This window comes from Thermodesulfobacteriota bacterium (assembly GCA_040758155.1).
Classification (GTDB): Bacteria; Desulfobacterota; Deferrimicrobia; order Deferrimicrobiales; family Deferrimicrobiaceae; genus UBA2219.
The window spans coordinates 1-24,134 of sequence record JBFLWB010000042.1; the positions used below are offsets into that span (position 1 = coordinate 1).

At 64.7% G+C, this 24,134-nt stretch carries 19 protein-coding genes and 1 tRNA gene; 17 read left to right on the forward strand and 3 right to left on the reverse strand.

Annotated features, from left to right (window positions below; all coding sequences use genetic code 11):
* From AB1346_02615 to AB1346_02640, 6 genes are all read left to right on the forward strand, one after another.
* Positions 1 to 1,518: hypothetical protein (locus tag AB1346_02615; GenBank protein ID MEW6719324.1), on the forward strand; the 1,518-nt coding region annotated here is incomplete at its 5' end.
* Positions 1,519 to 1,714: 196 nt separating this feature from the next.
* On the forward strand, positions 1,715 to 3,337 hold the full coding sequence (locus AB1346_02620) for a peptidyl-prolyl cis-trans isomerase (protein MEW6719325.1): 1,623 nt from the start codon (positions 1,715 to 1,717) through the stop codon (positions 3,335 to 3,337).
* A gap of 28 nt (positions 3,338 to 3,365) precedes the next feature.
* Positions 3,366 to 5,345, forward strand: coding sequence for a cytochrome c3 family protein (locus AB1346_02625; protein MEW6719326.1), 1,980 nt, complete (start codon positions 3,366 to 3,368; stop codon positions 5,343 to 5,345).
* 13 nt (positions 5,346 to 5,358) lie between these two features.
* Positions 5,359 to 6,630: a cytochrome c3 family protein gene (locus AB1346_02630; GenBank protein ID MEW6719327.1), complete on the forward strand. Its 1,272-nt coding sequence runs from the start codon at positions 5,359 to 5,361 to the stop codon at positions 6,628 to 6,630.
* Positions 6,631 to 6,634: 4 nt separating this feature from the next.
* Positions 6,635 to 7,537 carry an NHL repeat-containing protein gene (locus AB1346_02635; protein ID MEW6719328.1) on the forward strand — a complete coding sequence of 301 codons (903 nt, stop codon included), beginning with the start codon at positions 6,635 to 6,637 and terminating at the stop codon, positions 7,535 to 7,537.
* A gap of 19 nt (positions 7,538 to 7,556) precedes the next feature.
* Positions 7,557 to 10,532, forward strand: a complete 2,976-nt coding sequence (locus AB1346_02640) for a fused MFS/spermidine synthase (protein MEW6719329.1) — start codon at positions 7,557 to 7,559, stop codon at positions 10,530 to 10,532.
* A gap of 19 nt (positions 10,533 to 10,551) precedes the next feature.
* Here AB1346_02640 and AB1346_02645 read toward each other — a convergent pair whose 3' ends face one another.
* Entirely contained in the window at positions 10,552 to 10,944 is a 393-nt protein-coding gene (locus tag AB1346_02645; protein MEW6719330.1) for a hypothetical protein, read from the reverse strand.
* Positions 10,945 to 11,166: 222 nt separating this feature from the next.
* Here AB1346_02645 and AB1346_02650 point away from each other — a divergent pair, with 222 nt between their 5' ends.
* The 6 genes from AB1346_02650 to AB1346_02675 all read left to right on the forward strand — a co-directional run bounded on the left by AB1346_02650 (position 11,167) and on the right by AB1346_02675 (position 16,921).
* A complete protein-coding gene (locus tag AB1346_02650; GenBank protein MEW6719331.1) occupies positions 11,167 to 12,048 on the forward strand; it encodes a phosphoribosylaminoimidazolesuccinocarboxamide synthase in 882 nt (293 codons plus the stop codon).
* A 14-nt stretch (positions 12,049 to 12,062) separates the two neighbouring features.
* Positions 12,063 to 13,502 carry a biotin carboxylase N-terminal domain-containing protein gene (locus AB1346_02655; protein ID MEW6719332.1) on the forward strand — a complete coding sequence of 480 codons (1,440 nt, stop codon included), beginning with the start codon at positions 12,063 to 12,065 and terminating at the stop codon, positions 13,500 to 13,502.
* A 19-nt stretch (positions 13,503 to 13,521) separates the two neighbouring features.
* Positions 13,522 to 15,549 carry a biotin/lipoyl-containing protein gene (locus AB1346_02660; protein MEW6719333.1) on the forward strand — a complete coding sequence of 676 codons (2,028 nt, stop codon included), beginning with the start codon at positions 13,522 to 13,524 and terminating at the stop codon, positions 15,547 to 15,549.
* Positions 15,546 to 16,157, forward strand: a complete 612-nt coding sequence (locus AB1346_02665) for a CoA pyrophosphatase (protein MEW6719334.1) — start codon at positions 15,546 to 15,548, stop codon at positions 16,155 to 16,157. Before AB1346_02660 ends, AB1346_02665 begins: the two co-directional genes overlap by 4 nt.
* A 5-nt stretch (positions 16,158 to 16,162) precedes the next feature.
* Positions 16,163 to 16,771 (forward strand): methionine biosynthesis protein MetW, encoded by a 609-nt coding sequence (gene metW / locus AB1346_02670; GenBank protein ID MEW6719335.1) that lies wholly within the window; start codon positions 16,163 to 16,165, stop codon positions 16,769 to 16,771.
* A gap of 74 nt (positions 16,772 to 16,845) precedes the next feature.
* Positions 16,846 to 16,921, forward strand: a tRNA-Ala gene (locus AB1346_02675).
* Between the two features lie 204 nt (positions 16,922 to 17,125).
* Here the strand turns inward: AB1346_02675 and AB1346_02680 are convergent.
* Positions 17,126 to 17,626, reverse strand: coding sequence for an ORF6N domain-containing protein (locus AB1346_02680; GenBank protein MEW6719336.1), 501 nt, complete (start codon positions 17,624 to 17,626; stop codon positions 17,126 to 17,128).
* A gap of 289 nt (positions 17,627 to 17,915) precedes the next feature.
* Here AB1346_02680 and AB1346_02685 point away from each other — a divergent pair, with 289 nt between their 5' ends.
* From AB1346_02685 to gnd, 4 genes are all read left to right on the forward strand, one after another.
* Entirely contained in the window at positions 17,916 to 18,269 is a 354-nt protein-coding gene (locus AB1346_02685; protein ID MEW6719337.1) for a methyltransferase domain-containing protein, read from the forward strand.
* Positions 18,270 to 18,392: 123 nt separating this feature from the next.
* Positions 18,393 to 19,229 carry a sulfite exporter TauE/SafE family protein gene (locus AB1346_02690; protein MEW6719338.1) on the forward strand — a complete coding sequence of 279 codons (837 nt, stop codon included), beginning with the start codon at positions 18,393 to 18,395 and terminating at the stop codon, positions 19,227 to 19,229.
* Positions 19,230 to 19,240: 11 nt separating this feature from the next.
* Positions 19,241 to 19,711 carry a DUF1634 domain-containing protein gene (locus AB1346_02695; GenBank protein ID MEW6719339.1) on the forward strand — a complete coding sequence of 157 codons (471 nt, stop codon included), beginning with the start codon at positions 19,241 to 19,243 and terminating at the stop codon, positions 19,709 to 19,711.
* An 11-nt stretch (positions 19,712 to 19,722) separates the two neighbouring features.
* Positions 19,723 to 20,688 (forward strand): phosphogluconate dehydrogenase (NAD(+)-dependent, decarboxylating), encoded by a 966-nt coding sequence (gene gnd, locus AB1346_02700; GenBank protein ID MEW6719340.1) that lies wholly within the window; start codon positions 19,723 to 19,725, stop codon positions 20,686 to 20,688.
* Between the two features lie 13 nt (positions 20,689 to 20,701).
* Here gnd and AB1346_02705 read toward each other — a convergent pair whose 3' ends face one another.
* Positions 20,702 to 22,303: a PAS domain S-box protein gene (locus AB1346_02705; protein ID MEW6719341.1), complete on the reverse strand. Its 1,602-nt coding sequence runs from the start codon at positions 22,301 to 22,303 to the stop codon at positions 20,702 to 20,704.
* A gap of 162 nt (positions 22,304 to 22,465) precedes the next feature.
* Here AB1346_02705 and AB1346_02710 point away from each other — a divergent pair, with 162 nt between their 5' ends.
* Positions 22,466 to 24,133: an AMP-binding protein gene (locus AB1346_02710; protein MEW6719342.1), complete on the forward strand. Its 1,668-nt coding sequence runs from the start codon at positions 22,466 to 22,468 to the stop codon at positions 24,131 to 24,133.
* Position 24,134: the final 1 nt, after the last annotated feature.

Sequence of the window (24,134 nt, forward strand, 5' to 3'; positions counted from 1 at the left end):
GCCGCCGGCGGCGTGGGGGGCCGCTCGATCGAGTTTCGGATCCACGACGGGAAAGAGGAGCGTCAGGTCCAGGCCGGCCCGGCGCTCGCCTGGGACTGGTCGCCGGAGGAACCCGGATCCTACAAGGTAAAGGCGGTGGCCCGGGACGGGATAGGCAACGCCGTGGACACCGGGTGGTCCGCGGAATACCGCGTGGCGCCGAAACTGGAGATCCGGTCCGCATCCCCCGACAGGTTCCCCCCGCAGGCGGCGGCGATGTCCACGATCCGATGGAAGGTGGATGCGGCGGGGGGGATAGGGGACCGCGAATATTCCTTCTGGATTTCCGACGACAGCGGCGAACGGGCGGAGCAGAAGGGACTATCGCCTTCCTGGGACTGGTCCCCGAGGGATCCGGGGATATACCGGATCAAGGTGGTCGTGAGGGATGCGATCGGCAACACCGTCGACACCGGCTGGTCGGCCGGATACCGGATCGAGCTGACCGCGGGGCTGAAATCGCTGATCGCCGTGATGCCGGTGGAGAATCTCACCGGGATGCCGGTTTCGATCCTGGCCGTGAAAAGATCGATTCTTCAGGACCTGGAGCGGAAAGGGTTGAACATCCTGGGCGAGGAGCTGCTGGAGAAATTCCTCGAGAAGCACCGGGTCCGGCATACCGGAGGCATGAGCCGGGAACTGGGATCCGCCCTGCGGGAAGAAACGGGGGCGGGGGCGGTGCTGTTCCCGATGCTCGAGCTCATGGACGAGGCGCCGCCCCCGACGGCCGCCCTGTCCGCGCGGCTCGTTTCCACCCACCGGAGCTCCGAGATCCTGTGGGCGGACGGCGCGGGGCTGTCCGGCAACGACGACCCGGGGTTGCTGCTCCTCGGGCTCGTGAGCGATCCCGCCGTCCTATGGGGGAGGGCGAAGGGGCATGTCGTGGATTCCTTGATGAGATACCTTGACGGGAAAGGCGGGCCGTTCGCGCGGTCGCCGGAGAGGAGGTTCCTCCCGAAGAGCTCCCACGGCGTCGCTCCCGAGGCGCCCGGGGGAAGGGAGTCCTTTTCGATCGCCGTCCTCCCGTTCCGGAACGAAAGCACCCGCAGGAACGCCGGGGAGATCATGGCGAGCCATTTCATCCGGGCGTTGTCGGGCAGGAAGACGTTCGGGGTGATCGAGCCGGGGGAAGTCCGCCAGGTGCTGCTGCAGTCCAGGACCATCATGGAGGGGGGGCTTTCCCTTCCCCAGGCGGACGTCCTTCACGCCGCCATGAACGTGGACCTGGTGCTTACCGGCATCGTGACGGAGTACCAGGACTACACGGGCGGGTCGGGGAACCCCAGGGTGGAGTTTTCCGCGCGCGTGTTCGACATGAAAACACGCCAGGTCGTATGGTCCTCTTCCAGCTACAACGAGGGGGACGACCGAGTGTATTTCTTCAACCTTGGGAAAATGAACACCGCTCACGCCATGGCGACGGAGATGACCCGTTCCGCGGTCGGGAAGATGACCAGGGCGTTCGGTCTCCCGGAATAATGCGCTTGACGGGATGCGGCGGACAGGTTAAATTATGATAAATAATAACAATTCCCACTACGTAGTATCCTGCGGATATTTCCCGGATACGAAGCAAGAAAGGTATGGAATGAAACGAATTCACCGGTTCGCCGCTCCATTTGCGCTTCTTTTCCTGTCCATCGTTCATCCCTCTTGGGGAAAAGCGTCTCCGGCGATGTCGGACCTGCCTCTCGTCGGCGGAAAACCTGCGCTCGCCAGCATCAACGGCGAGCCGCTTTTCCTGGAAGAGTTCGACCGCGTCCTCCAGGGACTCCACGGCGACATGGCGGACAATACCCAAAAAAGGGCGATACCGCATCCTTCCGAGCTGCTGGAGCGGCTCATCAACGCCAAGCTGGTTCTCCAGGAGGCGCACAACATCGGGCTCGACGAGCTTCCGGAAATAAAGGCCGCCGAGAAATCGTTCGCGGAACAGACCCTTCGGGGGATGTTGTACGGGTTCCAGGTGCGCAACATCCGGACGGCCGATCCGAAGGAAGTGGAGAAGCGGTACAGGGAGGCGGTGAAAGAGGTGAAGGTGTCCTCCCTGCTCTTCGCGGGAGAAGCGGAGGCGAAGCGCCTGGCGGAAGAGGTAAAGGCCGGCGGGAAATTCGAATTGCTGGCAGCGAAAAGGATCGCAGCGGGGGAAGCGAAGGGGAGCGCCAAGGGGGAGTACCTGAAATTCAGTTCCCTGACCCCGGATGTCGCCAAGGTCGTCGCCCGCATGAAGAACGGGGAAGTGAGCCCCCCGATCCGGATCGGGAACCAGTACTCGCTGCTGAAGCTGGAGGGTGTCCGGTACCCGAAGGACAACGCGGCCAGGAAGCAGGCAGAAAATGCCGCGCTGCAGGCGAAAAAGACGGCCGCCCTGGAAGCGTACGCGAAGGGGCTTAGGAAAAAATATGCCCGGATCGACCGGAAGGTGTTGGACCAGGTCGACTATGAGGCGGAAGGGGCGTCGTTCGACAAGTTTCGCGCGGACCAGCGCGTCGTGGCGACGGTGAAGGGAGAAAAGCCGCTGACCGTGGCGGCCCTGACGGCTGCCATCGAGAAGAAGTTTTTCCACGGCGCGGAACGGGCTGCCGAAAGAAAGAAGATTAACCGAAGGAAGGAGCAGGTGCTCGAGGATATTCTGGACAGGCAGGTCGCGCTCAAGGAGGCGAAAATCCAGAAACTCGAGCGCACGGAATTTTTTCGGGTCAAGGCCGAGGAAAACAGGAACGGGCTCCTGTTCGGGGCATTCGTGCAGAAGGTGATCGCTTCCGACGTCAAGGTGACCGAGGAGGAGCTGAAATCCTATTACATGGAGCACGCGGCCGATTACGCGTATCCGGAAATGGCGCGGATCGACAGCCTGGCCTTCACCGACCGGACACACGCCGAGAACGCGATCGGAAAGCTGCGCTCCGGCGCAGACCTGCAATGGCTGCGAGCCAACGCCGACGGGCAGGCCGACCCGGCCAAGGTGAAAAACCTCCTCGACCTCAAAGGACAGATGCTGGAGCTTTCGGGCCTTCCCGCCGGAGTGAAGGAGGCTGTCCTCGGAGCGCAGCCCGGGGAGTACCGGTTGTACACCGACCCTGCCGCCGCCCACTATGTGCTTGTCCTCCGCGAACGGGTTCCGTCCCGGCCGATACCGCTCGAATCGGTGAAGAGCGGGATAGAGAAGAAGGTATACAACGAAAAGACCCAGCGGGTGCTGCGGGACTGGGAAGGGAAGCTTCGCAAGGCCTCGGAAGTGAAGATCTTCGCCACCGGGAAAAAACTGGACCGGATCGTCAATCCCGGCGCCAGGTGAAATCCCCATGATCGATTCGGGAGACCGCATGACGACCATCTTACGCAAACGGACCCTTCTGCTTCTTGGCATCATCCTCGCGCTCGCGGGGGCGATCTGGTTCGCCGCCCGCGGCTCCTCCTTCGCGCAGCCGAGGAAGTTCGAGAGGAAAGGGTGCCTCGACTGCCACAAGAAGTTCTCCGAGAAATATCTCCCCATGAAGGCGCTGCACCCCGGGATGAAGGAAGGGAAGTGCGAGGATTGCCACCTTCGGCACGGGATCGTCCCGAAACTCCTCCTGAAGAAGGACGGCAACGAATTGTGCTACTCGTGCCACTCGAAGGAGAAGTTGGGGCTGAACCAGCCGAAGGTGCACACGGTTCTGAAAACGGGAAAGTGTGCCTCCTGTCACAACCCGCACGGCTCCCAGGGTAGCCACCTGCTGAAGGCGGAAGGCCCGGAGGCCTGCTACCAGTGTCACAAGAAGGAGACCTATCAGAAGAAGGTGGTCCACGCGGTCCTGCAGAAGGACGGCTGCCGCGTATGCCACGCCCCCCACAGCTCCTCGCAGGCCGATCTTCTCGTCAAGGCGAAAACGCCTCTGTGCCTCTCCTGCCACGATCCGGGCAAAGGGTCCTTCAAGAAGGCGCACGGGAACTATCCGGTCGAATCGAAAACCTGCACGGGGTGTCACGACCCGCATTCCTCCTCCAAAGAGAAGCTGTTAATGACCAGCGCTCATGCGCCGGTCGCGGAAAAGGGCTGCGACTCCTGCCACCCGGCCCCCGATTCCAAGACCCCTTTCTCGACGACGGAGAAGGGCGGGAAGCTCTGCCTGCAGTGCCACGACGAGGCCGGACTGAAAGGCGGGGGCACGGTCCTGCACGCCCCCTTCAAGGGCGGGGAGTGCCTCTCCTGCCACGATCCGCACGCATCGACGAACACCGACCTGCTTTCCAGGGGCGGCAACGCCCTCTGCCTCGAGTGTCATTCGGAGCAGGGGAAGATGGTGGCGAAGGAGCACGCGGCGCTTACCAAGGGGAAGGGGTGCCTTTCCTGCCACAAGCCGCATGCCGCGGCCGTTAAAGGACTCCTCGCCGCGAAGGATGCGGATCTCTGCTACACCTGCCACGCCAAGGTCAAGGGGTCCCTCAAGGCGAAGAGGCAGCATCCGCCCTTCTCGGAGGGGGACTGCTCCTCCTGCCACAACCCCCACGGATCCGACCTCCCGGGGATTCTCAAGGACCGCGAGGACAAGGTGTGCTACACCTGCCACGCCGACGCGGCGTCCGGATTCGTGAAGAAGAGCATCCACCAGCCGGTCCTTTCGGGGAACTGCAGCGCATGCCACGACGCCCACGGCGCGGACGGCGGAAAGATCCTCAAGAAGTCCGGAGCGGCCCTTTGCGCCGAATGCCACAAGGACCTCATGAAGGAGACCCCCGGATCGATCGTGCACGACCCGTTCAAAGGCGGGGAATGCCGGTCGTGCCACGATTCCCACGCCTCCGATTTCGGGGGGATGCTCGTCGCGAAGCAGGACAAGGTCTGCTCCGAGTGCCATTCCGAGCTGAAGGAAGGCCTGAAGGGCGGCAAGAGCCGCCATGAACCGGTTTCGACGGGGGAGTGCACGAAGTGCCACAACCCCCATCAGGCCAAGCTAAAAGGTCTTCTGCTGGTCCAGGGGCCGGACCTGTGCCTATCCTGCCACAAGGGCCTGAAGGAGAAGATGCAGAAGGAGAAGACCCATTCCCCCGTCGGGCGCGACTGCCTGCGGTGCCACGGGCCCCATTTCACGGCGCAGGGGAACCTGCTGTCGAAACCTGCGCTCGCGCTCTGCTCCGAGTGCCACAACGTGAAGGACGCCGCGTTCGGAAAGGCTCACCTCGACATCGATCCGGCGGCGATGAACTGCACGGGCTGCCATACGCCTCATGCGTCGAAGGACCCGAAGTTCTTCAAGGAAAAAGTGCACGCTCCGTTCGCCGGGCGGTCCTGCGAGGACTGCCACCTCCCGGCGAAGCGATGACAGGGGAAAAACCATGACGCTTCGAACCAAGACCTCGCTGGTGCTTGTCGCGATCGTTTCCATGGCGGCGATATCGTCGGCCCACGCCCAGGACAAGTTCCGGCTGAAGCCCGGGGCCAAGGGGAAGGTTTGCCTGGAATGCCATGACGCCTTCAAGGAAAAGATGAAGCAGCCCTTTGTCCACACTCCCGTGAAGGCGGGTGACTGCTCCGACTGCCACAATCCCCACACTTCGGACCACGGGAAACTGCTCGCGGGGAACCCGAACCGGATCTGCTTCTCGTGTCACGACGGAATCGTTCCGGCAAACGCGCGCAGCGCGCACAAGGTGGCCGTGGAAGGCGACTGCGCGAAATGCCACGACCCGCATGCATCGAAAAACAGGAATAACCTCCTGGCGGCAGGCAACCAGCTCTGCTTCGGCTGTCACCAGGACATCGCAAAGCGGGTCGCGGGAGCGAAGTTCAAGCATAATCCCGTCGATAAAGGGTGCCTGAGCTGTCACTCGCCGCACGCCTCCGCATCCACTCCCGCGCTTCTAAAGACCGCCGTGCCGGGTATCTGCGTGGCGTGCCACAAGCCCGACGTTCCCGCGTTCGGCAAGGCGCACGCCGGGTATCCCGTGGCGAAGTCGGACTGCTCCTCCTGCCACGATCCCCACGGATCCGACAGCCGCGGGATCCTCTGGGGGAAGCCGCATCAGCCCGTCGCGAACAAGATGTGCGGCCAGTGTCACCCGGACGCCTCTTCCCCGGATGCGCTCAAGACCCGCAAGGCGGGACTGGACCTTTGCCGCGGATGCCACAACGACACGATGAACGAGATCCAGGGAAAGAAGCGGATCCACTGGCCCCTGGTGGACAAGGAGGCGTGCCGGAACTGCCATCGTCCGCACGCGTCCCCGGAGAAGGCGCTCCTGAAAGAACCGGAAAAGAAGTTGTGCGCCGAATGCCACCAGGACACGATGACGCAACTGGCGAGATCCGCGAACAAGCACAAGCCCGCCGCGGATGGGAAATGCACCGTTTGCCATCGTCCGCATTCGTCGAACCTGGTTTTCCTGCTCGACAACACGAGTCAGATCAACCTGTGCGGGACCTGCCACGACTGGCAGAAGCACTCCTCGCATCCGATCGGGGAGAAGGCGGTCGACCAGCGGAACCGGAACCTCACGATGGACTGCATCAGTTGCCACGCGCCTCACGGGTCGGACCAGAAGCGTTTCGCCTGGTACGACGTCAAGATGGAGCTTTGCGTGCAGTGCCACGAACAATTCAAGAGGTGAGCCAATGCGCATCGACATAGGAAAGCTGCTTTTCGCCACGTCGCTCATCGCCGCCGCGACCGGCCTTCACGCGGCGGAGACCGTCAAGTTCCGGCAGACGGCCCCGATCTACGTGGACGGAAAAGGGGGCGCGATCCGGCAGCCGGAGGGGACGGCGTGCCGCGGTAATTCCCTCGTGATTGCGGACACCGGCAACGGGCGCCTTCTGCGGTACACGCTGGCGGGCGAGACGTGGACCCCCGGCGGCGTCATCGCGGTCCCGCAGCTGCCGTCCCCGATCCGGGTGGAGATGAATTCCAGGGGCGAGATCCTCGCCCTCGACGGCAGCACGCGCAGGATCGTGCGCATATCCCCTGCCGGGGAATTCGTCGGGTACGTCGCTCCCGCGGGAGATGTGAAGGGGGCGGTTGTCCCGAGGTCCCTGCGGGTGGACAAGGACGACAATCTGTACCTTCTGGAAGTCTCCTCCGCCCGGGTCCTCGTGCTGGACCCGGTCGGAAAACCGATCCGGGAGATCCCTTTTCCGAGGGACCACCGATTCATGTCGGATCTTGCGCTCGACGACGCCGGGAACATCTACCTTGCGGACAGTGTGGGAAAGCGCGTGTACAGGGTCGCGAAAGGGGCCGCCGAGGCGACTCCATTGACGGAAAGCCTGCACGAGGAGGCGTATTTTCCCGCATCCATCGCGACGGACAAGGGCGGGAGGATCTACCTGGTCGACCAGAACGGTTCAGGGGTCGTCATCCTGGGGCCGGACGGGTCCTTCCGCGGGCGGCGGCTGAGCATGGGGTGGAAGGAGGGATTCCTCCGATACCCGGCTCAGATGTGCGTCACGGAAAACGGGGCCGCGTTCATCGCGGACAGGGGGAACAACCGGATCGACGGGTTCCTGATCACGGAATGACCCGGGCGGCTTTCTTCGCTTGATCCCTTTCCTGTATCTCCTGTTCTTCCTGTCCGGCGCCGCAGCCCTGGCTTACCAGGTGGTGTGGGTGCGCTCTCTGCAGCTCGTTTTCGGCGGGTCCCATTACGCCGTCACGGCTGTCCTTTCCGTGTTCATGGCGGGGCTGGCCCTCGGCAGCTACGTCTTCGGCAAACGCGTGGAAACGGTACGCAGCGCGCTGCGCGTTTACGGACTGCTGGAGATCGGCATCGCCGTCTTCGCCATCGTCTTCCTTCTCTTTGCCGCGGCGTACCCGCATCTGTACGTTCCCCTCGCCCGCATCGCGGGGGAGAACACGGCGGCACTGTCGATTTTCCGTGTGCTATTCGCCGTGGTCGCGATGATCGTCCCCACAACGTTGATGGGGGGCACCCTGCCCGTGCTGACGAGGTTCGCATCGGAGAGGGCCGGGAGCGGCAGGGAGCACGTCTCCTTCCTTTATGGGTTCAACACGCTGGGAGCCGTGGCGGGGACCCTGCTCGCCGGTTTCGTCCTCCTCCCGGCCTTCGGGGTGACCGGCACCTCGGCGATCGCGGTCCTCACGAACGCGGCCATCGGGCTGGCGTCCGTCGTGCTTTCCCGGCGTTCGCCGGATCGCAGGCCCTCTTCTGCCACCGGGGAAAAAGGGGGCCTGCCAGCGGATGCCGGCGACGGCTTCCCGCGGTTATCCGCCCGGCTGATCCTCTGGGGGATCGGGATCAGCGGTTTCTGCGCGCTCGGCTACGAAGTCCTCTGGACCCGCGTCCTGTCGATGGTCGTAGGAGCCAGCGTCTACAGCTTCACCGTCATGCTGGTGTCCTTTCTCACGGGCATCGCTCTCGGCGCCAAAGCGTTCGGCCTGCTGGCCCGGGGTATGCCGGGGGCATGCGGGACGCCGGGGAGGGCCATGACGCTCTTCGGAGCCGTCCAGGTCCTGATCGGGCTCGCGGCGCTCGTGGTCACGTACTTCATCCGCGACCTTCCTTCCCACGCGATCCGCATCCAGAACTTCCTGCTGGGCACCGGGATCAGCGAGTTCCAGGTCCGCCAGGGCGCGAATTTCGCGGTGGCGTTCTCCCACATGTTCGTCCCTGCATTCTTCATGGGGGTTGCATTCCCTCTGGCGGGCAAAGTCCGGGCGGATTCCGGGAGGTCGGCAGCGGAGGCGATCGGTGAGGTCTCCGCCTACAACACCGTCGGCGCGATCCTTGGAGCCGCCGCCAGCGGATTCCTCTTGATCCATGTGTTCGGCATCGAGCGGTCCCTGCAGTTGCTTACCCTGGTCAACATCGGGACGGGGATCCTGGTCGCATCCGCCGCGTCGCGCCGCCCTGCTGCCGCATGGGGTGCCGCCGCGGCCATGGCCGTGGTCCTGGCCGTTGCGGCGCTCCGTCCGGACATGGGAAGGATGTGGGACACGAAGTATTTCGCCATATACCGGAACAATACGCGGGAGGCCTTCGACACCGAGTTCAACATGAAGGACGCGATGGAAAACACCGACGTTCTCTATTACGCGGAAGGCGTGAATGCGACGGTGAGCTCGATCCGGGTAAAGGGGGGCTCGCAGGCGTTCATCACGAACGGCCGGATCGAGGCCTCGGACCAGAAGGAAGGAGTACAGTGCCAGTACACGCTCGGGCACCTGCCGATGCTGCTCAACAAGAATCCGAGGCGGGTGTTCGTCCTGGGCACAGGTAGCGGAATGACCCTCGGGGCGACGTCAGTGCATCCGGAAACGGAGGAACTGGTCCTCGCGGAGATCGAGCCGAAGGTCCTGGGGGTCGCCAGGACGTTTTCGAAATACAACCACGCCGTGCTCGACAACCCGAAGCTCCGGATCGTCTTCAACGACGGACGGAACCACCTGATGACCACGACGGAAAGGTACGACGTCATCACCGCGGACCCGATCCACCCGTGGTTCAGCGGCGCAGGGTACCTGTACACGTCGGAGTATTTCCGGCTGGCTGCAAGCCGGCTGCGGCCGGGCGGCATCATGTGCCAGTGGCTTCCGATCTACGAATTGAGCGTCGAGGACCTGAAAAGCGTCGTGAGGACCTTCACCGATACTTTCCCCCACACGATGCTCTGGCTGACGCGGAACGACGCGGAGCTCGTGGGGAGCAACGAACCGATCGTGATCGACGAGACGGACCTGGCGAGGCGGATCGCCGCCCCGGGCGTCTTGGACGACCTGAAAAGCGTCGAGATGGGATCGACGGAGGACTTCCTGTCCTATTTCGTCATGGGGACGAAGGGAATGAAGGAGTTCGGCGCGGGTGGCGCGCTCAACACGGACGACAATCTGTTCCTTGAGTTCTCCGCACCGATGTCCATGGACGTCCCGACCCAGGGGAGGAACGCCCAGGCACTCTATGCGCACAGGGAGCCCCTGACGCCGTACATGCTGCCTCCGGAAGGGATTGCGGAGCGGAAGGCCCAAATCGACCGGATCGACAGGCTGTTCCAGGCTGGGCTGAGGTATGCCCCGCTGCATGTGCGATTCCTCCGTGGGGGATCTCTTTCCGGCGATTTTCGGACGGACGCGGGAGAGCTGGAACGGAAGTATCCCGGATACGCACCAATGCGTTTCCTGGAGGGCGAGGTGCGGGATCTGGCCTTCGCGATCCCGACACTGATCCGCGCGGAAATCTTCCCGCTGCTGGACGATGCCGGGCGCAGGGCGGTGCTGGAGATCTCCGCGGTGAAGGTGCGCATCGGGGAGAGCAGAGCAGCGGTGATCTTCGTCGACAACCGGACACGGACGATCTTCGGGCAGAAATACATCGACTCGGAAAAAGGAGAGCTGGAAGAGAGGGTCCGGAAATACGCCGACGAGGTGATGTCCGCCGTCAAGGCGGCATACGCAAGAGAAGCTGCTATCGCCTCGGGCGCAGGCAGGATGTATCCTCCCGCCGATGCCACTATGCCGAAGCTGAGGGCGGTAATTTCAGGCTCAACCGGCGGGAGATGATCTTAAGCGATTCGGTCGGTTACCTGCACAGGGTCTTCAGCAGCTCCCCCCGGGGGGTGTCGCGCGGGACGTCGCGCCAGTCCGAGGGCGAGAACGTGTGCGCGGCCGGCTTTCCGGGCTTCTCCACGACGACCTCGACATCGCGCACGATCCGGTTCGCGCAGTCGTACTCCTCGACGGCTTTCCGCGGAACGCGGTCCGGCCCGAACCCCGCGACCTGTACGCGGATCCTGTCCGGCCCGGAAGGGATCACGCTATACGGATCGTAGTGGATGACGTCCTCGGCCGTCTTCCCCTGGATCGTTTTCCACCGGGTGTCCGGATTCCCGGCGACGGCGGTGGAAGCGTAGAGCAGGAAAATGGCTGCGATTGCCGGGACGAGCCCGGGCAGCGGTATCCTTCCGCGGATCATCGGATCCTCCCTTTAATCAAATATTTTCCCACGGAATCCAGCCGCGGGGGAGCTTTTTCGCCGGTATCGGCCTGCCAATACCGCCGGCGAACGCGGAGGGTCCTCTGAACGAAGATCTCTCCCTCTGAACCACCGATTCCGTTGGTATTTTCTTTCGAAATTCTGTTATATTTTAGGTTTCCATCAAATCGCTCCGGAGGTTCCGGCGTGACGCAGGCCACGGTGGTAGAGACGAATCTTTCCGGCATGAAATCGGTCGGGCGCGGCAAGGTCAGGGACATCTACGAGGTGGACGGGAAGATCCTCCTGGTCGCTTCGGACCGGTTATCCGCCTTCGATGTGGTGCTCCCGGACGGGATCCCGGGGAAAGGGAAGGTGCTCACCCAGCTCTCCGCGTTCTGGTTCCGGATGCTGGAGGACATCGTCCCCAACCACATGATCAGCATCGACGTGGAGGAGTACCCGGCCCCCGCGCGCCCGCACGCGGAGACGCTGCGCGGCCGCTCCATGCTGTGCAGGAAGGCGGAGCCGTTCCCCGTCGAGTGCGTCGTCCGCGGGTACCTGTCCGGCTCAGGGTGGGCGGAATACCGGCAGGGCGGCGAGGTGTGCGGCATCAAGCTTCCGAAGGGGCTGCAGGAGTCGGACCGGCTCCCGGAACCGCTCTTCACGCCGGCCACCAAGGAGGAGAAGGGGAAGCACGACGAGAACATCTCCTTCGAGCGGATGGTCGGGATCGTGGGGGAGGAGACGGCGAAGAAGGTCCGCTCCATCGCCGTCGGGCTGTACGAGAAGGCCGCCGCGTACGCGCTATCGAAGGGTATCATCATCGCCGACACGAAGTTCGAGCTGGGGATGGCGGACGGCCGGCTGATCCTGATCGACGAGGCGCTCACCCCCGATTCCTCGAGGTTTTGGCCCGCCGACGAGTATCGGCCGGGAGGGCCGCAGAAGAGCTTCGACAAGCAGTTCGTGCGCGACTACCTCCTGACCCTTCCGTGGAACAAGACGGCCCCGGGGCCGCGTCTGCCCGCGGACGTGGTGGAGAAGACCGCGCTCAAATACCGTGAGGCGCTCACGATCCTCACGGGAAAAGACATCGAATAAGGCGGAAGATCCCTATGGGCTGCTTCAAGAAGATATTCATCGCCAACCGCGGGGAGATCGCCTGCCGCGCCATCCGGCCGGCGCGCGAGCTGAAGATCCCCGTCGTCGTGGGGTACTCCGACTGCGACGCGCTCTCTCTCCACGTGAAACTCGCCGACGAGGCGGTGCGGCTGGGGCCTTCCCCCGCCTCGATGAGCTACCTCGACATCGACGCGATCCTGCGGGCGGCGAAGGACACCGGATGCGACGCTGTCTTCCCGGGATACGGCTTCCTCGCCGAGAACCCCGATTTCGCGGAGGCGGTCAAGAAGGAGAAGATGACCTTCATCGGGCCCTCGGCGAAGGTCATGCGGATCATGGGCGACAAGATCCAGGCCCGCAGGGCGCTGGCGGCCTCCGGCGTGCCCGTGACGCCGGCCATCGAGGACGTGGACGACCCGAAGGAAGTGATCCGGTTCGGGAACCGGGTGGGGTGGCCGATCCTCATCAAGGCGGCCGGAGGCGGCGGCGGGAAGGGGATGCAGAAGGTCAACCGGCCGGAGGAGGTCGAAGAGAGCCTCGCATCGGCGCGCTCCGTCGCGGAGAAGGCCTTCGGGAAAGGGACGATCTTCGCGGAGAAGTACATCGAGAACGGCCGCCACATCGAGTTCCAGTTCCTGGCGGACAAGTTCCGCAACGTCATCCACCTCGGAGAGCGCGAGTGCTCCATCCAGCGGCGGCACCAGAAGCTGGTCGAGGAGGCGCCGAGCTCCCTGCTGACCCCCGAGGTCCGCGAGAAGATGGGGACGATCGTCGCCAAGGCGATGCGCGACATCGGGTACGTCACGGCGGGGACGATGGAGTTCCTCGTGGACGAGGACGGCAAGTTCTACGCCCTCGAGGTGAACACGCGGATCCAGGTGGAGCACACCGTCACCGAGTTCATCAGCGGGTTCGACATCATCCGGAAGATGTTCAAGCTCGCCGCGGGGGAGCGGCTGACGATGCGGCAGAAGGACGTTTCGCTGCGCGGGCACTCGATCCAGTGCCGCGTGAACGCGGAGGACCCGAAGAACAATTTCACCCCCTCCTTCGGGAAGATCACCTTCCTGCGGCAGGTCAGCGGCCCGTTCGTCCGCAGCGAGATGGGGATCTACCAAGGCTGGGAGGTGCCGCCGTACTACGACTCCCTCCTGGCGAAGCTGTGCTCGGTGGGGAAGGACCGGATCACGGCGATCGAGCGGATGCGGCGCGCCTTGGGCGAGTTCGACTTGTGGGGGGTGCGCACGACGATCCCGCTGCTGAAGCGGATCATGGAGCACCCCGACTTCGTTTCCGGGAAGATCCACACGGGGTTCATCGAGGAAAACTTCGCGAAGCTGACCGACTATGTGGAATCGGAGGAGGAGATCTACAAGGTGGCCCGTTTCGTCGCCGAGATCTCCGGCCTCGGCCGCAACGCGTACAGCGAGTGAGGGGGAGGACGAAAGACGCATGTCGGCAAGCGCTATGAAGAAGGGGTACCGGAACCTCCTGAAGAACATCCGGGACGGCAAGGCCATCTGGCTCGTCGGCACGGGGCCGCGGGACACCGGCCAGAGCGATTTCAAGAACCGCTTCACCCTCCACGACCTCGAGCGGCTGCTGCCGGTCTACGACGCCTCCGGATACTTCGCCATCGATTCCCACGGCGGGGCCCGCCTGCACCAGGACATGATGAACAACATGATCGACCCGTTCGAGGAGGCGCGCCTCTTCGCGGAGCGGATGCCGCACGTCCTGACGCAGACGCTCGTCCGCGGGACGAACCTGTGGGGGTACCGGATGTACCCCCGGAACATCGTCCGGCTGGCGGTGGAGTCTTTCCTCCCTACGGTCGACGTCTGGCGATGCTTCGACTTCCTGAACTACGTCCCCAACATGGCGCCTGTGGCCGAGGAGGTGCTTCGGGCGGGAAAGATCTTCTCGCCGGCGATCTCCTTCACCGAGTCCGCCGAGACGACCGACGCGTACTACCTCAAGGTGATGAAGGAGATCGTGACGCTGTGCGGCGGAACCCGGGACATCGTCCTGGTGATCAAGGACATGGCCGGCGTCGGGAGCCCGGCCCGGATCCGGCGGCTGGTGGACGCCATCCTCCAGAAGCACCCGCAGCTCATCGTCCTGTACCACCGGCATTCCACCGACGGGCTGGCGATGCCGGCCATGGCGGCGGCGGCGGAGGCGGGGGCGAAGATGTTCGACGTCACCGACGACGCCTTCTCCCGGTTCTACGGCCACCCGCCGGTTCGCCCGCTCGTCCGGTACCTGCGCGAGCTCGGGCACGAGGTCCATTTCGACATGAAGCGCGCGGACGATGCGTCCGAGGTCATACGCGGCTTCATCCGGAACTACGAGCGGTTCGAGTCGCAGTTCAAGGGATTCTCAAGCGACGTCACCCAGCACCGGATGCCCGGCGGCGCCTTCCCCTCCTCCTTCGAGCAGGCGGAGAAGGGGGGATTCCTCGACCTCATGCCGTACATCCTGAAGGGGATGTCGTACGGGAACCGCATCATCAAGTATTTCGACGTCACTCCGGGCTCCCAGATCACGTGGACGACCTGGGCCGGCACGCTCCAGCGGTTCCACAAGGAGGGAGGGGAGTCCAACGTAAAGCGGCTGTTCGGGGTCCTCGACCGTTTCTTCGAGGCGGGGGAGCGGTTCGAGGAGCTGTCGCACGCCGACCAGAACGTGATGCTGCGGCTCTACGCCGGAGCCACCGACGACCTGAAGAACCTGCTGCTCGGGAAATACGGCCCCCTGCCTTTCGGCTGGCCCGCCGACTGGGTCTACCGCAGCGTCTTCGGGGACGGGTGGACGGAGAAGGTCAGGGCGGAGAGGATCCCGTTCGATCCGCTTTCCCTGCTCCCCGACGAGGACCTCGGCGCGGCGCAGGCGGTCATGGAGGCCGAGCTGGGCCGCTCGGCGACGCCGGAAGAGTTCCTCCTGTACCTGATGCACCCGAAGGCCGCGATCAATTTCCTGCGGTTCCGCGAACGCTTCGGGAATACCACGGTCCTTCCCACGAAGGTCTGGCTCGACGGGCTGCGCAAGCCGGGAGACCTGGTCCGGATCTCGATCCAGGGCAAGCCCCACGTGATCACTCTCGTCTCGATCGGCGAGGGGATCGGCGGCGTCAAGGACGTGGTGCTGTCCGTGGACAACATCATGCACGTCTTCCACGTCGACATGCCCGAGGCGGCGGCGGCGAAGAAGACGGTGCGGAAGGCGACCCCGGGGAACCGGGGGGAGATCGGCGCGACCGTCAACGGCACGGTCTGGCGGATCGGAACGAAGGGCCGGGAGCTGAAGGAAGGGGACCGCGTCCGGAAGGGCGAGGAGATCCTGAACATCGAGGTCATGAAGACAGAGAACGCCGTGAAATCGTCCGTCGCCGGCGTCATCCGCGAGATCTGCGTTGCAGTCAACGATCGGGTGGAGGAAGGGCAGCTTCTCGCCGTGGTCGATCCGGGGGGCGAGTGATCCGGGGGAGCGAGGGGCCGGACAGCTTCTTCGCGGAGCTGAAAAGGGCGCTGACGCCCGCGGACAGGACGATTCCTCCCCCCGCTGCGCTCCGCCAGGCGGGCGTCCTCGTCCCGCTGTTCGCTGACGGGAAGGAGATCCGCGTCGTCCTGACGCGACGCACCGAGCGCGTTCCTCATCACAAGGGGCAGGTCTGCTTCCCGGGCGGAAGCCGGGACGCCGGAGACCCGGACCTTCTGGCCACCGCGCTCCGGGAATCGGAGGAGGAGCTGGGGATCCGCCCCGAGGTGGTGGAGGTGATCGGGTCGATGGAGCCGGTGCCGACCGTCACCGGGTTCTTCATTCAGCCCTTCGTCGTCAGGATCCCGGCGGGCTCCCCGTCGCTGCGGGACGAGTTCGAGGTCGCCGAGCTGTTCGACGCGCCGCTGTCGGCCTTCACCGACTTCTCCCTGTACCGCTCTGCGGAGACGACCTTCCTCGGACAGCCCTATCTCGTGTATTTCCTCGACTACGGCCGCCATGCGATCTGGGGGGCGACGGCGCGCATCCTGCACGACCTGGCCGGGATCGCGCTGCGGATCCCGGGCGTCCGCCGCGCGGCAGGGTGACGCGCATGGTTTCCGGCGGCGGCCGCATCGACCACGACATCATCCTCGACCTGGTCCCGATGGGCGCGAAGGTGCTCGATCTCGGATGCGGCGACGGCTCCCTCCTCGAGAAGCTGGTCCGGACGAAGGACGTGCGGGGGAGCGGCATCGAGATTTCCGACGAGGGGGTCCGCGCGTGCATCGGGAAGGGGCTCGCGGTGATGCAGGGAGACATCGACCTTGGGCTCGCGGAGTGGCCCGACCGGTCGTTCGACTACGTCATCCTCAACCAGACGCTCCAGGCGGTGAGGAAGCCCGAGGTGGTGCTGCGGGAGATGCTGCGGGTGGGCCGGAAGGCCGTGGCGGGATTTCCCAATTTCGCCTACTGGAAGCTGCGGGCGTACCTCCTCCTGCGCGGCAGGATGCCGAAGACGAAGTTCCTGCCGTACGAATGGTACGACACGCCCAACATCCATTTCTGCTCCGTCCGGGATTTCGACGAATATTGCGAGTCGCACGGCGTGCGGGTGGAGCGGAGGATCTATATCTCCAACGATGCGGAGGGGAGGGTGCTGAAAGGAGTCCTGCCGAACCTGTTCGCCGAGACCGCCGTGTACCTGCTGGCGGGAGAGTGATTCGCGCAGCCGACTGTCAAGCGGACGGTTGCTTTTTTTGACGAGTTCGGGTATCTTGTTTTGCTGCATATCGTGGGGCTGTAGCTCAGCTGGGAGAGCGCCTGAATGGCATTCAGGAGGCCGACGGTTCGATCCCGTTCAGCTCCACCAGATTTCTCAAGGGGCCAGGCGTAACAGCCTGGCCCTTTTTTTCCTCGGAATCCGATCCGCCGCCCGCCCCAACTTGAAGTCACATATTGTGACTTCAAGTTCGTGTTTAATATCACAGTTTGTGATTTCAAGGACGTGGACCGGCATCGCATAGGATGTGATTGAACCGGATCCGGGGCCTGTTTTTCCCTGCGCCAGATCTCGTCAGAACCCAATCCGCCGCCGAGGTGTCTTCGGCGGCTCCATAAGTTCACGGATAGCCGCGAAAACGATCTTAAGGTGTTCATCGTGAACGCCATGTTTGCGTTCCAATTCGTCCAGGCGACGAGAGAGGGCCGCGTGGGAAGCCGCAGCTCGGCGGAGCGCCACGAATGCCCGCATGATGGCGATGTTCACCTGAATAGCGCGTTCGCTGTTCAGAACGGAGGAGAGCATCGACACACCTTGTTCCGTGAAGGCATAGGGGAGGTACCTCCGTCCGCCCCGCCCCTTTGAGGTCGCAATTTGCGACCTCAAAGATTCGCTCTCTTCCGACGTCAGTCGGAACATGAAATCCTCTGGAAATCTTGCCATATTTCGCCCTACCGCTTCGTTCAGGCGTTTTGTCGGTACGCCGAACATTTCCGCAAGGTCGGTGTCCAGCAGGACGCGGTGGCCCCGGATCGTGAGAATACGGACCTCGATTCGTTCGATAGGTAAAGGCATGGTCTTCCTTTTGAGGTCGCAATTTGCGACCTCTTTATGTTCCTTGCAATGCGTGTACCATGGGGACATGGCATTCGTAAGGCTACGGTCGGCGATATGAAGGCCCCCTGGGGAATCTGCAACCTCTGCGGGTGGCCTATCGCGCGGATCGGCGGGTCGGTCTTCGGGACGCGCTGCCTCCGCGTATTTCTCAGAGTATTTCGACGACATTGGATCCGGGAAGACGAAACGAGGCGTTCCCTGCCAGGACGTCCAGAAGCTGACGCTTGAAGACGGCCGCTTCGACCTGGTGACGTGCACCGGGGTGTTCGAGCACGTCCCGGACGATATGAAGGGATTCCGCGAGATCCACCGGATCCTGCGCCCCGGCGGGCATTTCGTGTTCACGGTCCCCATGACCCGGAATCCCGTCACGATGGAGCGGGCCGTCCTCCGCCCGGACGGCACGATCGAGCACAGGATGGAGCCGGAGTACAATTCCGACCGGATCCGGGGAACCGGCAAGGTCCTCGCCTTCCGCAGCTACGGGGCGGACATCGTGAGGCGCCTCGAATCCGCCGGGTTCGCCGCAGAAACCAGGATGATCGTCTCCCCGGAGAACCGCATTACCGGCATCCCCGTCAACATCGCCCGCAAGCGCTGAGGCGACCGCAGCCGCCCCCTCCGCACGACGGATATATTTCTTTCCCGGGAGAATCTCCCCCCCCGGGATCCGTTTCCTACCGTTAGGAAATCCGGATCGCGCGCGGAAAGGCGGGGCATGGATCTGAATCTTGCGGAATTCTCCCTGGTCGCCTGCGTCGGGGGCGTCGCGGCGGGATTCCTGGGCTCGCTGACGGGGCTGGGGGGCGGCATCGTCGTCACCCCTCTCCTGGTGCTGCTGCTCGGCGTCGATATCCGGTACGCCATCGGCACGTCGCTTATCACGATCATCGCGACGTCTTCCGGCGCCGCCGCGGCATATGTGCGCGACGGCTACACGAATTTCCGGATCGGGATGTTCCTCGAGGTCGCGACGACCGTGGGCGCCATGGCCGGGGCGTACCTCGCGGGGCTGATCTCCCCGTCCGCGATCGCGGTCCTCTTCGGGGCCGTCCTCCTCCACTCGGCATATCTCACGAACCGGCCGCGGCCGGAGCATCCGCCCACCGAGGCGGCGGATCCCGTCGCCGCCAGGCTGAAGATGGACTCGAGCTACCCTGCGCCCGAAGGCCCGCAACCCTACCGCGTTCGCAACGTCCCGGGCGGGTTCCTGCTGATGCTCGTCGCCGGGACGCTGTCCGGCCTCCTCGGGATCGGCTCGGGAGCGGTCAAGGTGCTCGCGATGGACCAGGTCATGCGGATCCCGTTCAAGGTCTCCACCACCACCAGCACCTTCATGATCGGCGTGACGGCGGCCGCCAGCGCCGGCATCTACCTGGCGCGCGGCTACATCGATCCGGTCCTGTCGATGCCGGTCATGCTCGGGGTCCTCGGCGGTTCCCTGATCGGGGCAAAGGTCCTGGCACGGGTCCGCACGCGGGTCCTGAGGATCGTGTTCAGCCTGGTCATTCTGGCGATGGGAGCGCAGCTCATCTACAACGGCCTGGCCGGCAGGATATAGGGAGGGTGCGAATGGGCGGATGGGGCGACGATCGGCTGCAGCGGATCATCGGGGGACTCCTGCGGTGGGGGATCGTGCTCGCGGCGGCGATGGTGGTGACGGGGGGCGTCATGTACTTCGACGAGTGCGGAGGCGCCATTCCCGATTACCGGGTGTTTCGAGGGGAGCCGCCGGAGCTCCGAAGCGTGGCCGGGATCGTCCGGGAAGCCGCTTCCCTGAATCCCCTGGGCGTGATCCAGCTTGGCCTCCTGATGCTGATCGCCACTCCGCTGATACGCATCGCGTTCTCCGTCGCGGCCTTCGCGCTGCAGAAGGACATGGCGTACGTCGCCGTGACGCTGTTCGTCCTCTCGGCGGTCCTATACGGGCTTTCGAGGGAAGGGCCCCGGACCGTCGTTCCTCCCGAAAGGTACCGGTCCGTTTGCGTCCTGTCCGGCGCGGAATCCCCTAAAATGGTATGGCCGCAGGAAGGAACACGGTAAGGGGGTGAGCGATGGAGCTGGGAATGATCGGGCTCGGCCGTATGGGCGCCAACATGGTCCGCAGGCTCATGGGCGCGGGGCACCGCTGCGTCGTCCACGATCTCGCTCCGGAGGCGGTCTCGGCGCTGGAAAGGGAAGGGGCGGCCGGGGCGGCCACGCTCGACGACCTCGTGCGCGGACTGGCGCCACCCCGGATCGTCTGGATGATGGTCCCGGCGGCCGTCGTGGAACGGACCGTCTCGGCGCTGGCCCCGCGGCTCGAACGGGGGGACATCCTCGTGGACGGCGGCAACTCCTGGTACGCGGACGACATCCGGCGAGCGGCGGAGCTCTCCGCGGCGGGGATCCGATACGTCGATGTCGGGACCAGCGGCGGGCTGTGGGGGAAGGAGCGCGGGTACTGCCTGATGATCGGCGGCGACGCGGAAGCAGTCCGCCGGCTCGATCCCGTTTTCCGGGCGCTGGCGCCCCCGATGGAATCGGCCCCGCGAACGCCCGGCAGGGAAGGGGCGGCGGCCGAAGCCGAGGGCGGCTACCTGCACTGCGGCCCGGCAGGCGCGGGGCACTTCGTGAAGATGGTGCACAACGGCATCGAGTACGGGCTCATGGAGGCGTACGCGGAAGGGTTCAACATCCTCCGGCAGGCGGGCGCCGGCGGGGCGGGGAGCGGTTTCCGGTTCCCCCTGGCCGACATCGCGGAGGTCTGGCGCCGCGGCAGCGTCGTATCCTCCTGGCTCCTCGACCTGACCGCGGCCTCCCTGCACAAGGATCCCGAGCTGTCGAAGTTCGAGGGGCGCGTATCCGACTCGGGAGAGGGGCGATGGACCGTCCACGCGGCCGTCGACGAGGGCGTCCCGGCCCCGGTCCTCACGGCCGCCCTGTATCAGCGGTTTTCGTCAAGGGGAGGGGCGGACTTCGCCGGCCGGCTCCTGTCCGCCATGCGGTACGCATTCGGCGGACACGCGGAGAAGGGATGAGCGGGGATGGAATTCAGGGAGCGTCGAGGATTTCCCGGACCTTGAGAGTGAGCGCTTCCGCGGTGAACGGCTTCTGTAAAAACGCGATCCCGGTATTCGGGTTGTCGATCCGGCCGATTTCGCTGTCGGTGTAGCCCGACATGAACAGGATCCGCGAGTCCGGCCGGCCGGACTGCAATTTGTTGGCGAGCTCCAGGCCGTCCATCTTCGGCATGACGACGTCCGTCACCACCAGGTGGATCCTCCCCTGGTGCGCGCCCGAAAGGACCAGCGCCTCCTTGCCGTTGCGCGCTTCGATCACCGTGTAGCCGCAGGTCCGAAGGATTTCCCGCGCGGGAAGCCGGACGACGTCCTCGTCCTCCACGAGGAGGATCGTCTCGTTTCCGGGAACCAGACCCTCCGGCCCCTTCCGATCGCCTGCGTCGCGCCGGTCCGTCGTCGGGTCCGCCTTCGACAGGTAGACAAACCAGCTTGCGCCGCGCTCCGCGGATGCCGCGCGGAAATGGCCGCCGAACTCCTTGACGATCCCGCCCGCGGCGTCGGGGAAGGCGCAGCTTCCCGGGGGTGTGCCGTTTCCCTGCGCCTCGAGCGACAGCAGAACGTAGCCGCCGGGAGGGATGCCAGGATGGGAAGCGGATCCCGATGAGGGCAGCTCCAATCCGGAGGTTCCGAGGGCGATCCGGCCGCCCGGGCAGGCGATGCCCCGCGCGTGGACCACGAGCGCGGCGAGCATCTGCTCCAGCTTGCCCTCGGTGGCCATCACTTTTCCCGCTCCGCGTCCCGGCCCGATCGAGAACTCGACCGCATCGCCGGCGAGCCGGCGCAGCATCCGGTCCATGCCCGCAAGGACGCCGTTCACGTCCACGGGCCCGGGGCGGAAGATCCGGCGGCGGCCGTCGGACGGATCCGGGCGCTCGTCGCGGGCCGGCGGCCCCGCGGCTTTCCGGCCGGGTAGCGCCTCGCGCTGGATACCGATCCAGGATACGATCCTGCCTGACGGATCCCGTACGGGGGATACGACCGCCTCCTCTTCGAGCGGCGTGCCGTCCTTCTTTCGGCCGTCCAGCCTGCCGCGCCACGTCTCGCTCCGGCCGATGGCCTCCCAATGCTTTCCGAGAAGCTCCGCCTCCCGGTATCCGGACCTCCGCTCGAATGCGGCGTTGACGAACAGGATGGCGCCCCGGGCGTCGGTCACGACGATGCCGTCTCCCGCCTGGCGCATCGCCGTCGTCAGGCGGGAAGATGTTTCCTCCTCCGATTTCCGGCCGGGCATCTCACGAAGAATCTCGACGACGCCGTAAACGGTTCCGTCCGCGCCCCGGAGCGGGGCGGCGGAGGAACAGACCCGGATCGGCGAACCGTCGGCCCGGCGGCGGTCGAGCAGCCTCTCAAGATACGCTTCCCCCGCCGCCGTCTGTTTCAGCAGGCGTTCGAATTCGGCCTGGCATTCCGCGGGGACGATGGGGAGCCGCTTTCCGACGGCCTCCGCGGGTGTCCAGCCGAACGTTTTCTCGGCGGCGGGATTCCAATGCGTCACCACCCCCGCGGTGTCGTAGGCCACGATGGGGAGCGGCGACGAATCGATCATCGGTCCGAATGCGGCGTTTCGCTCCATTCCACCGGTTTCTTCGGCATTTCCCGTGAAAAGTATTAGGAAAAGCCGAAGGGACGGGGCTGCGCCGTCCGCCGATCCGCGTTTGACTCTCCCCCCGGCGGTCGATTACGATTACCTGATTGTTTTATTTGTTTTTCGGGGATCGTCCCGCAGGAGACGCCGGTGGACTGCAAGAAGATCACGATCGGAAGGCTTGTCGACGAGATTGCGGCGCAATACCCGGATTCCGACGCCATGGTGTACGTGAACCGCGGGTTGCGCCTGAACTACCGGGAGTTCCGGGAGGAATGCCGCACCGTCGCGCGCGGCCTCATGGCGCTCGGGATCCGGAAGGGGGACCACGTCGGCATCTGGGCGACGAACGTCCCGGAGTGGCTGATCCTGCAGTTCGCCTCCGCGCGGATCGGGGCGGTTCTCATCACCATCAACACGCAATACCGGCCGTTCGAGCTCGAATACCTCCTCCGCCAGAGCGACACGAAGCTTCTGATCCTCTCGGACGGATTCAAGGACGTCAGCTATCCCGGCACGCTGTTCGAGATCTGCCCGGAGGTCCGCGACGCGTCCGCGGGGCGCGTCCGCTCCGAGAAGTTCCCGCATCTGCGCACGGTGGTGCACATCGGCGAGAAGCGCTACCCGTGGATGCTGAACTGGAACGAGATGAAGGAAATGGCGGAAAAGACCCCGATCCGGGCACTCGAGGCCGAGGAGGCGTCCTGCGATCCGGAAGACGTCGTCTGCATCATGTACACCTCGGGCACCACGGGATTCCCCAAGGGCGCCATGCTCCGGCACAGGAACCTGGTCGCCAACGCGGCGAACATCGCCGACTGCATGAACCTCACCGCCGCGGACCGGATGTGCATCCCCGTCCCGTTCTTCCACTGCTTCGGCTGCGTCCTCGGCACGATGGCCTGCGTCACCCGCGGGGCCGCGATGGTGCCGGTCGAGAGCTTCTCGCCCCCCGCCGTGCTCGAGGCGATCACGAAGGAGCGCTGCACGGCGGTCCACGGCGTGCCCACGATGTTCATCGCCGAGCTGGAGGAGCTCGCGAAGGAGCCGTCGAAGTACGACATGTCGCACCTGCGCACCGGGATCATGGCCGGTTCGCCCTGCCCCATCGAGGTGATGCGGGCGGTGATGGACAAGATGAACATGCGCGAGATCACCATCACCTACGGGCTCACCGAGGCGTCGCCGGGGATCACGATGACCCGGACGGACGATCCGATCGAGCTGCGCGTGACCACCGTCGGCCGGCCGATGCCGGACACGGAAGTCAAGATCGTGGACCCCGAGTCGCGGAAGGAGCTTCCGACCGGGGCGCAGGGAGAGCTGGCGACCCGCGGCTACCTCGTGATGAAGGGGTACTACAAGATGCCGGAGGCGACGGACGGCGTGATCGATCCGGAAGGGTGGCTATACACGGGCGACCTCGCCGTCCGGAACGAGCTCGGATATTACAAGATCACCGGCCGGGCCAAGGACATGATCATCCGCGGCGGCGAGAACATCTACCCGAGGGAAATCGAGGAATTCCTGTACACGCACCCGAAGGTGCTCGACGTCCAGGTCGTCGGCGTCCCCAGCAAGAAATACGGCGAGGAAGTGGTCGCCTGCGTCCGCCTCCGGCCGGAGATGGAGGCGGCGCAGGAGGAGATCACCGACTACTGCAAGGGGATGATCGCCCGCTACAAGGTCCCGAAGTACGTCGTCTTCCTCGACGCGTTCCCTTCGACCGCCAGCGGGAAGATCCAGAAGTACAAGCTGCGCGAAGCGATGACGGAAAAACTCGGCCTCGCGGGACTCAAGTCGATCGAGACCGCCTGAC

Coding starts and splice junctions, on each gene's coding strand:
- AB1346_02635 (MEW6719328.1), top strand. CDS start 6,635: ATGCGCATCGACATAGGAAAGCTGCTTTTCGCCACGTCGCTCATCGCC.
- AB1346_02695 (MEW6719339.1), top strand. CDS start 19,241: ATGGGCGGATGGGGCGACGATCGGCTGCAGCGGATCATCGGGGGACTC.
- AB1346_02620 (MEW6719325.1), top strand. CDS start 1,715: ATGTCGGACCTGCCTCTCGTCGGCGGAAAACCTGCGCTCGCCAGCATC.
- AB1346_02705 (MEW6719341.1), bottom strand. CDS start 22,303: ATGGAGCGAAACGCCGCATTCGGACCGATGATCGATTCGTCGCCGCTC.
- AB1346_02680 (MEW6719336.1), bottom strand. CDS start 17,626: ATGCCTTTACCTATCGAACGAATCGAGGTCCGTATTCTCACGATCCGG.
- AB1346_02630 (MEW6719327.1), top strand. CDS start 5,359: ATGACGCTTCGAACCAAGACCTCGCTGGTGCTTGTCGCGATCGTTTCC.
- AB1346_02625 (MEW6719326.1), top strand. CDS start 3,366: ATGACGACCATCTTACGCAAACGGACCCTTCTGCTTCTTGGCATCATC.
- AB1346_02660 (MEW6719333.1), top strand. CDS start 13,522: ATGTCGGCAAGCGCTATGAAGAAGGGGTACCGGAACCTCCTGAAGAAC.
- metW (MEW6719335.1), top strand. CDS start 16,163: ATGGTTTCCGGCGGCGGCCGCATCGACCACGACATCATCCTCGACCTG.
- AB1346_02655 (MEW6719332.1), top strand. CDS start 12,063: ATGGGCTGCTTCAAGAAGATATTCATCGCCAACCGCGGGGAGATCGCC.
- AB1346_02645 (MEW6719330.1), bottom strand. CDS start 10,944: ATGATCCGCGGAAGGATACCGCTGCCCGGGCTCGTCCCGGCAATCGCA.
- gnd (MEW6719340.1), top strand. CDS start 19,723: ATGGAGCTGGGAATGATCGGGCTCGGCCGTATGGGCGCCAACATGGTC.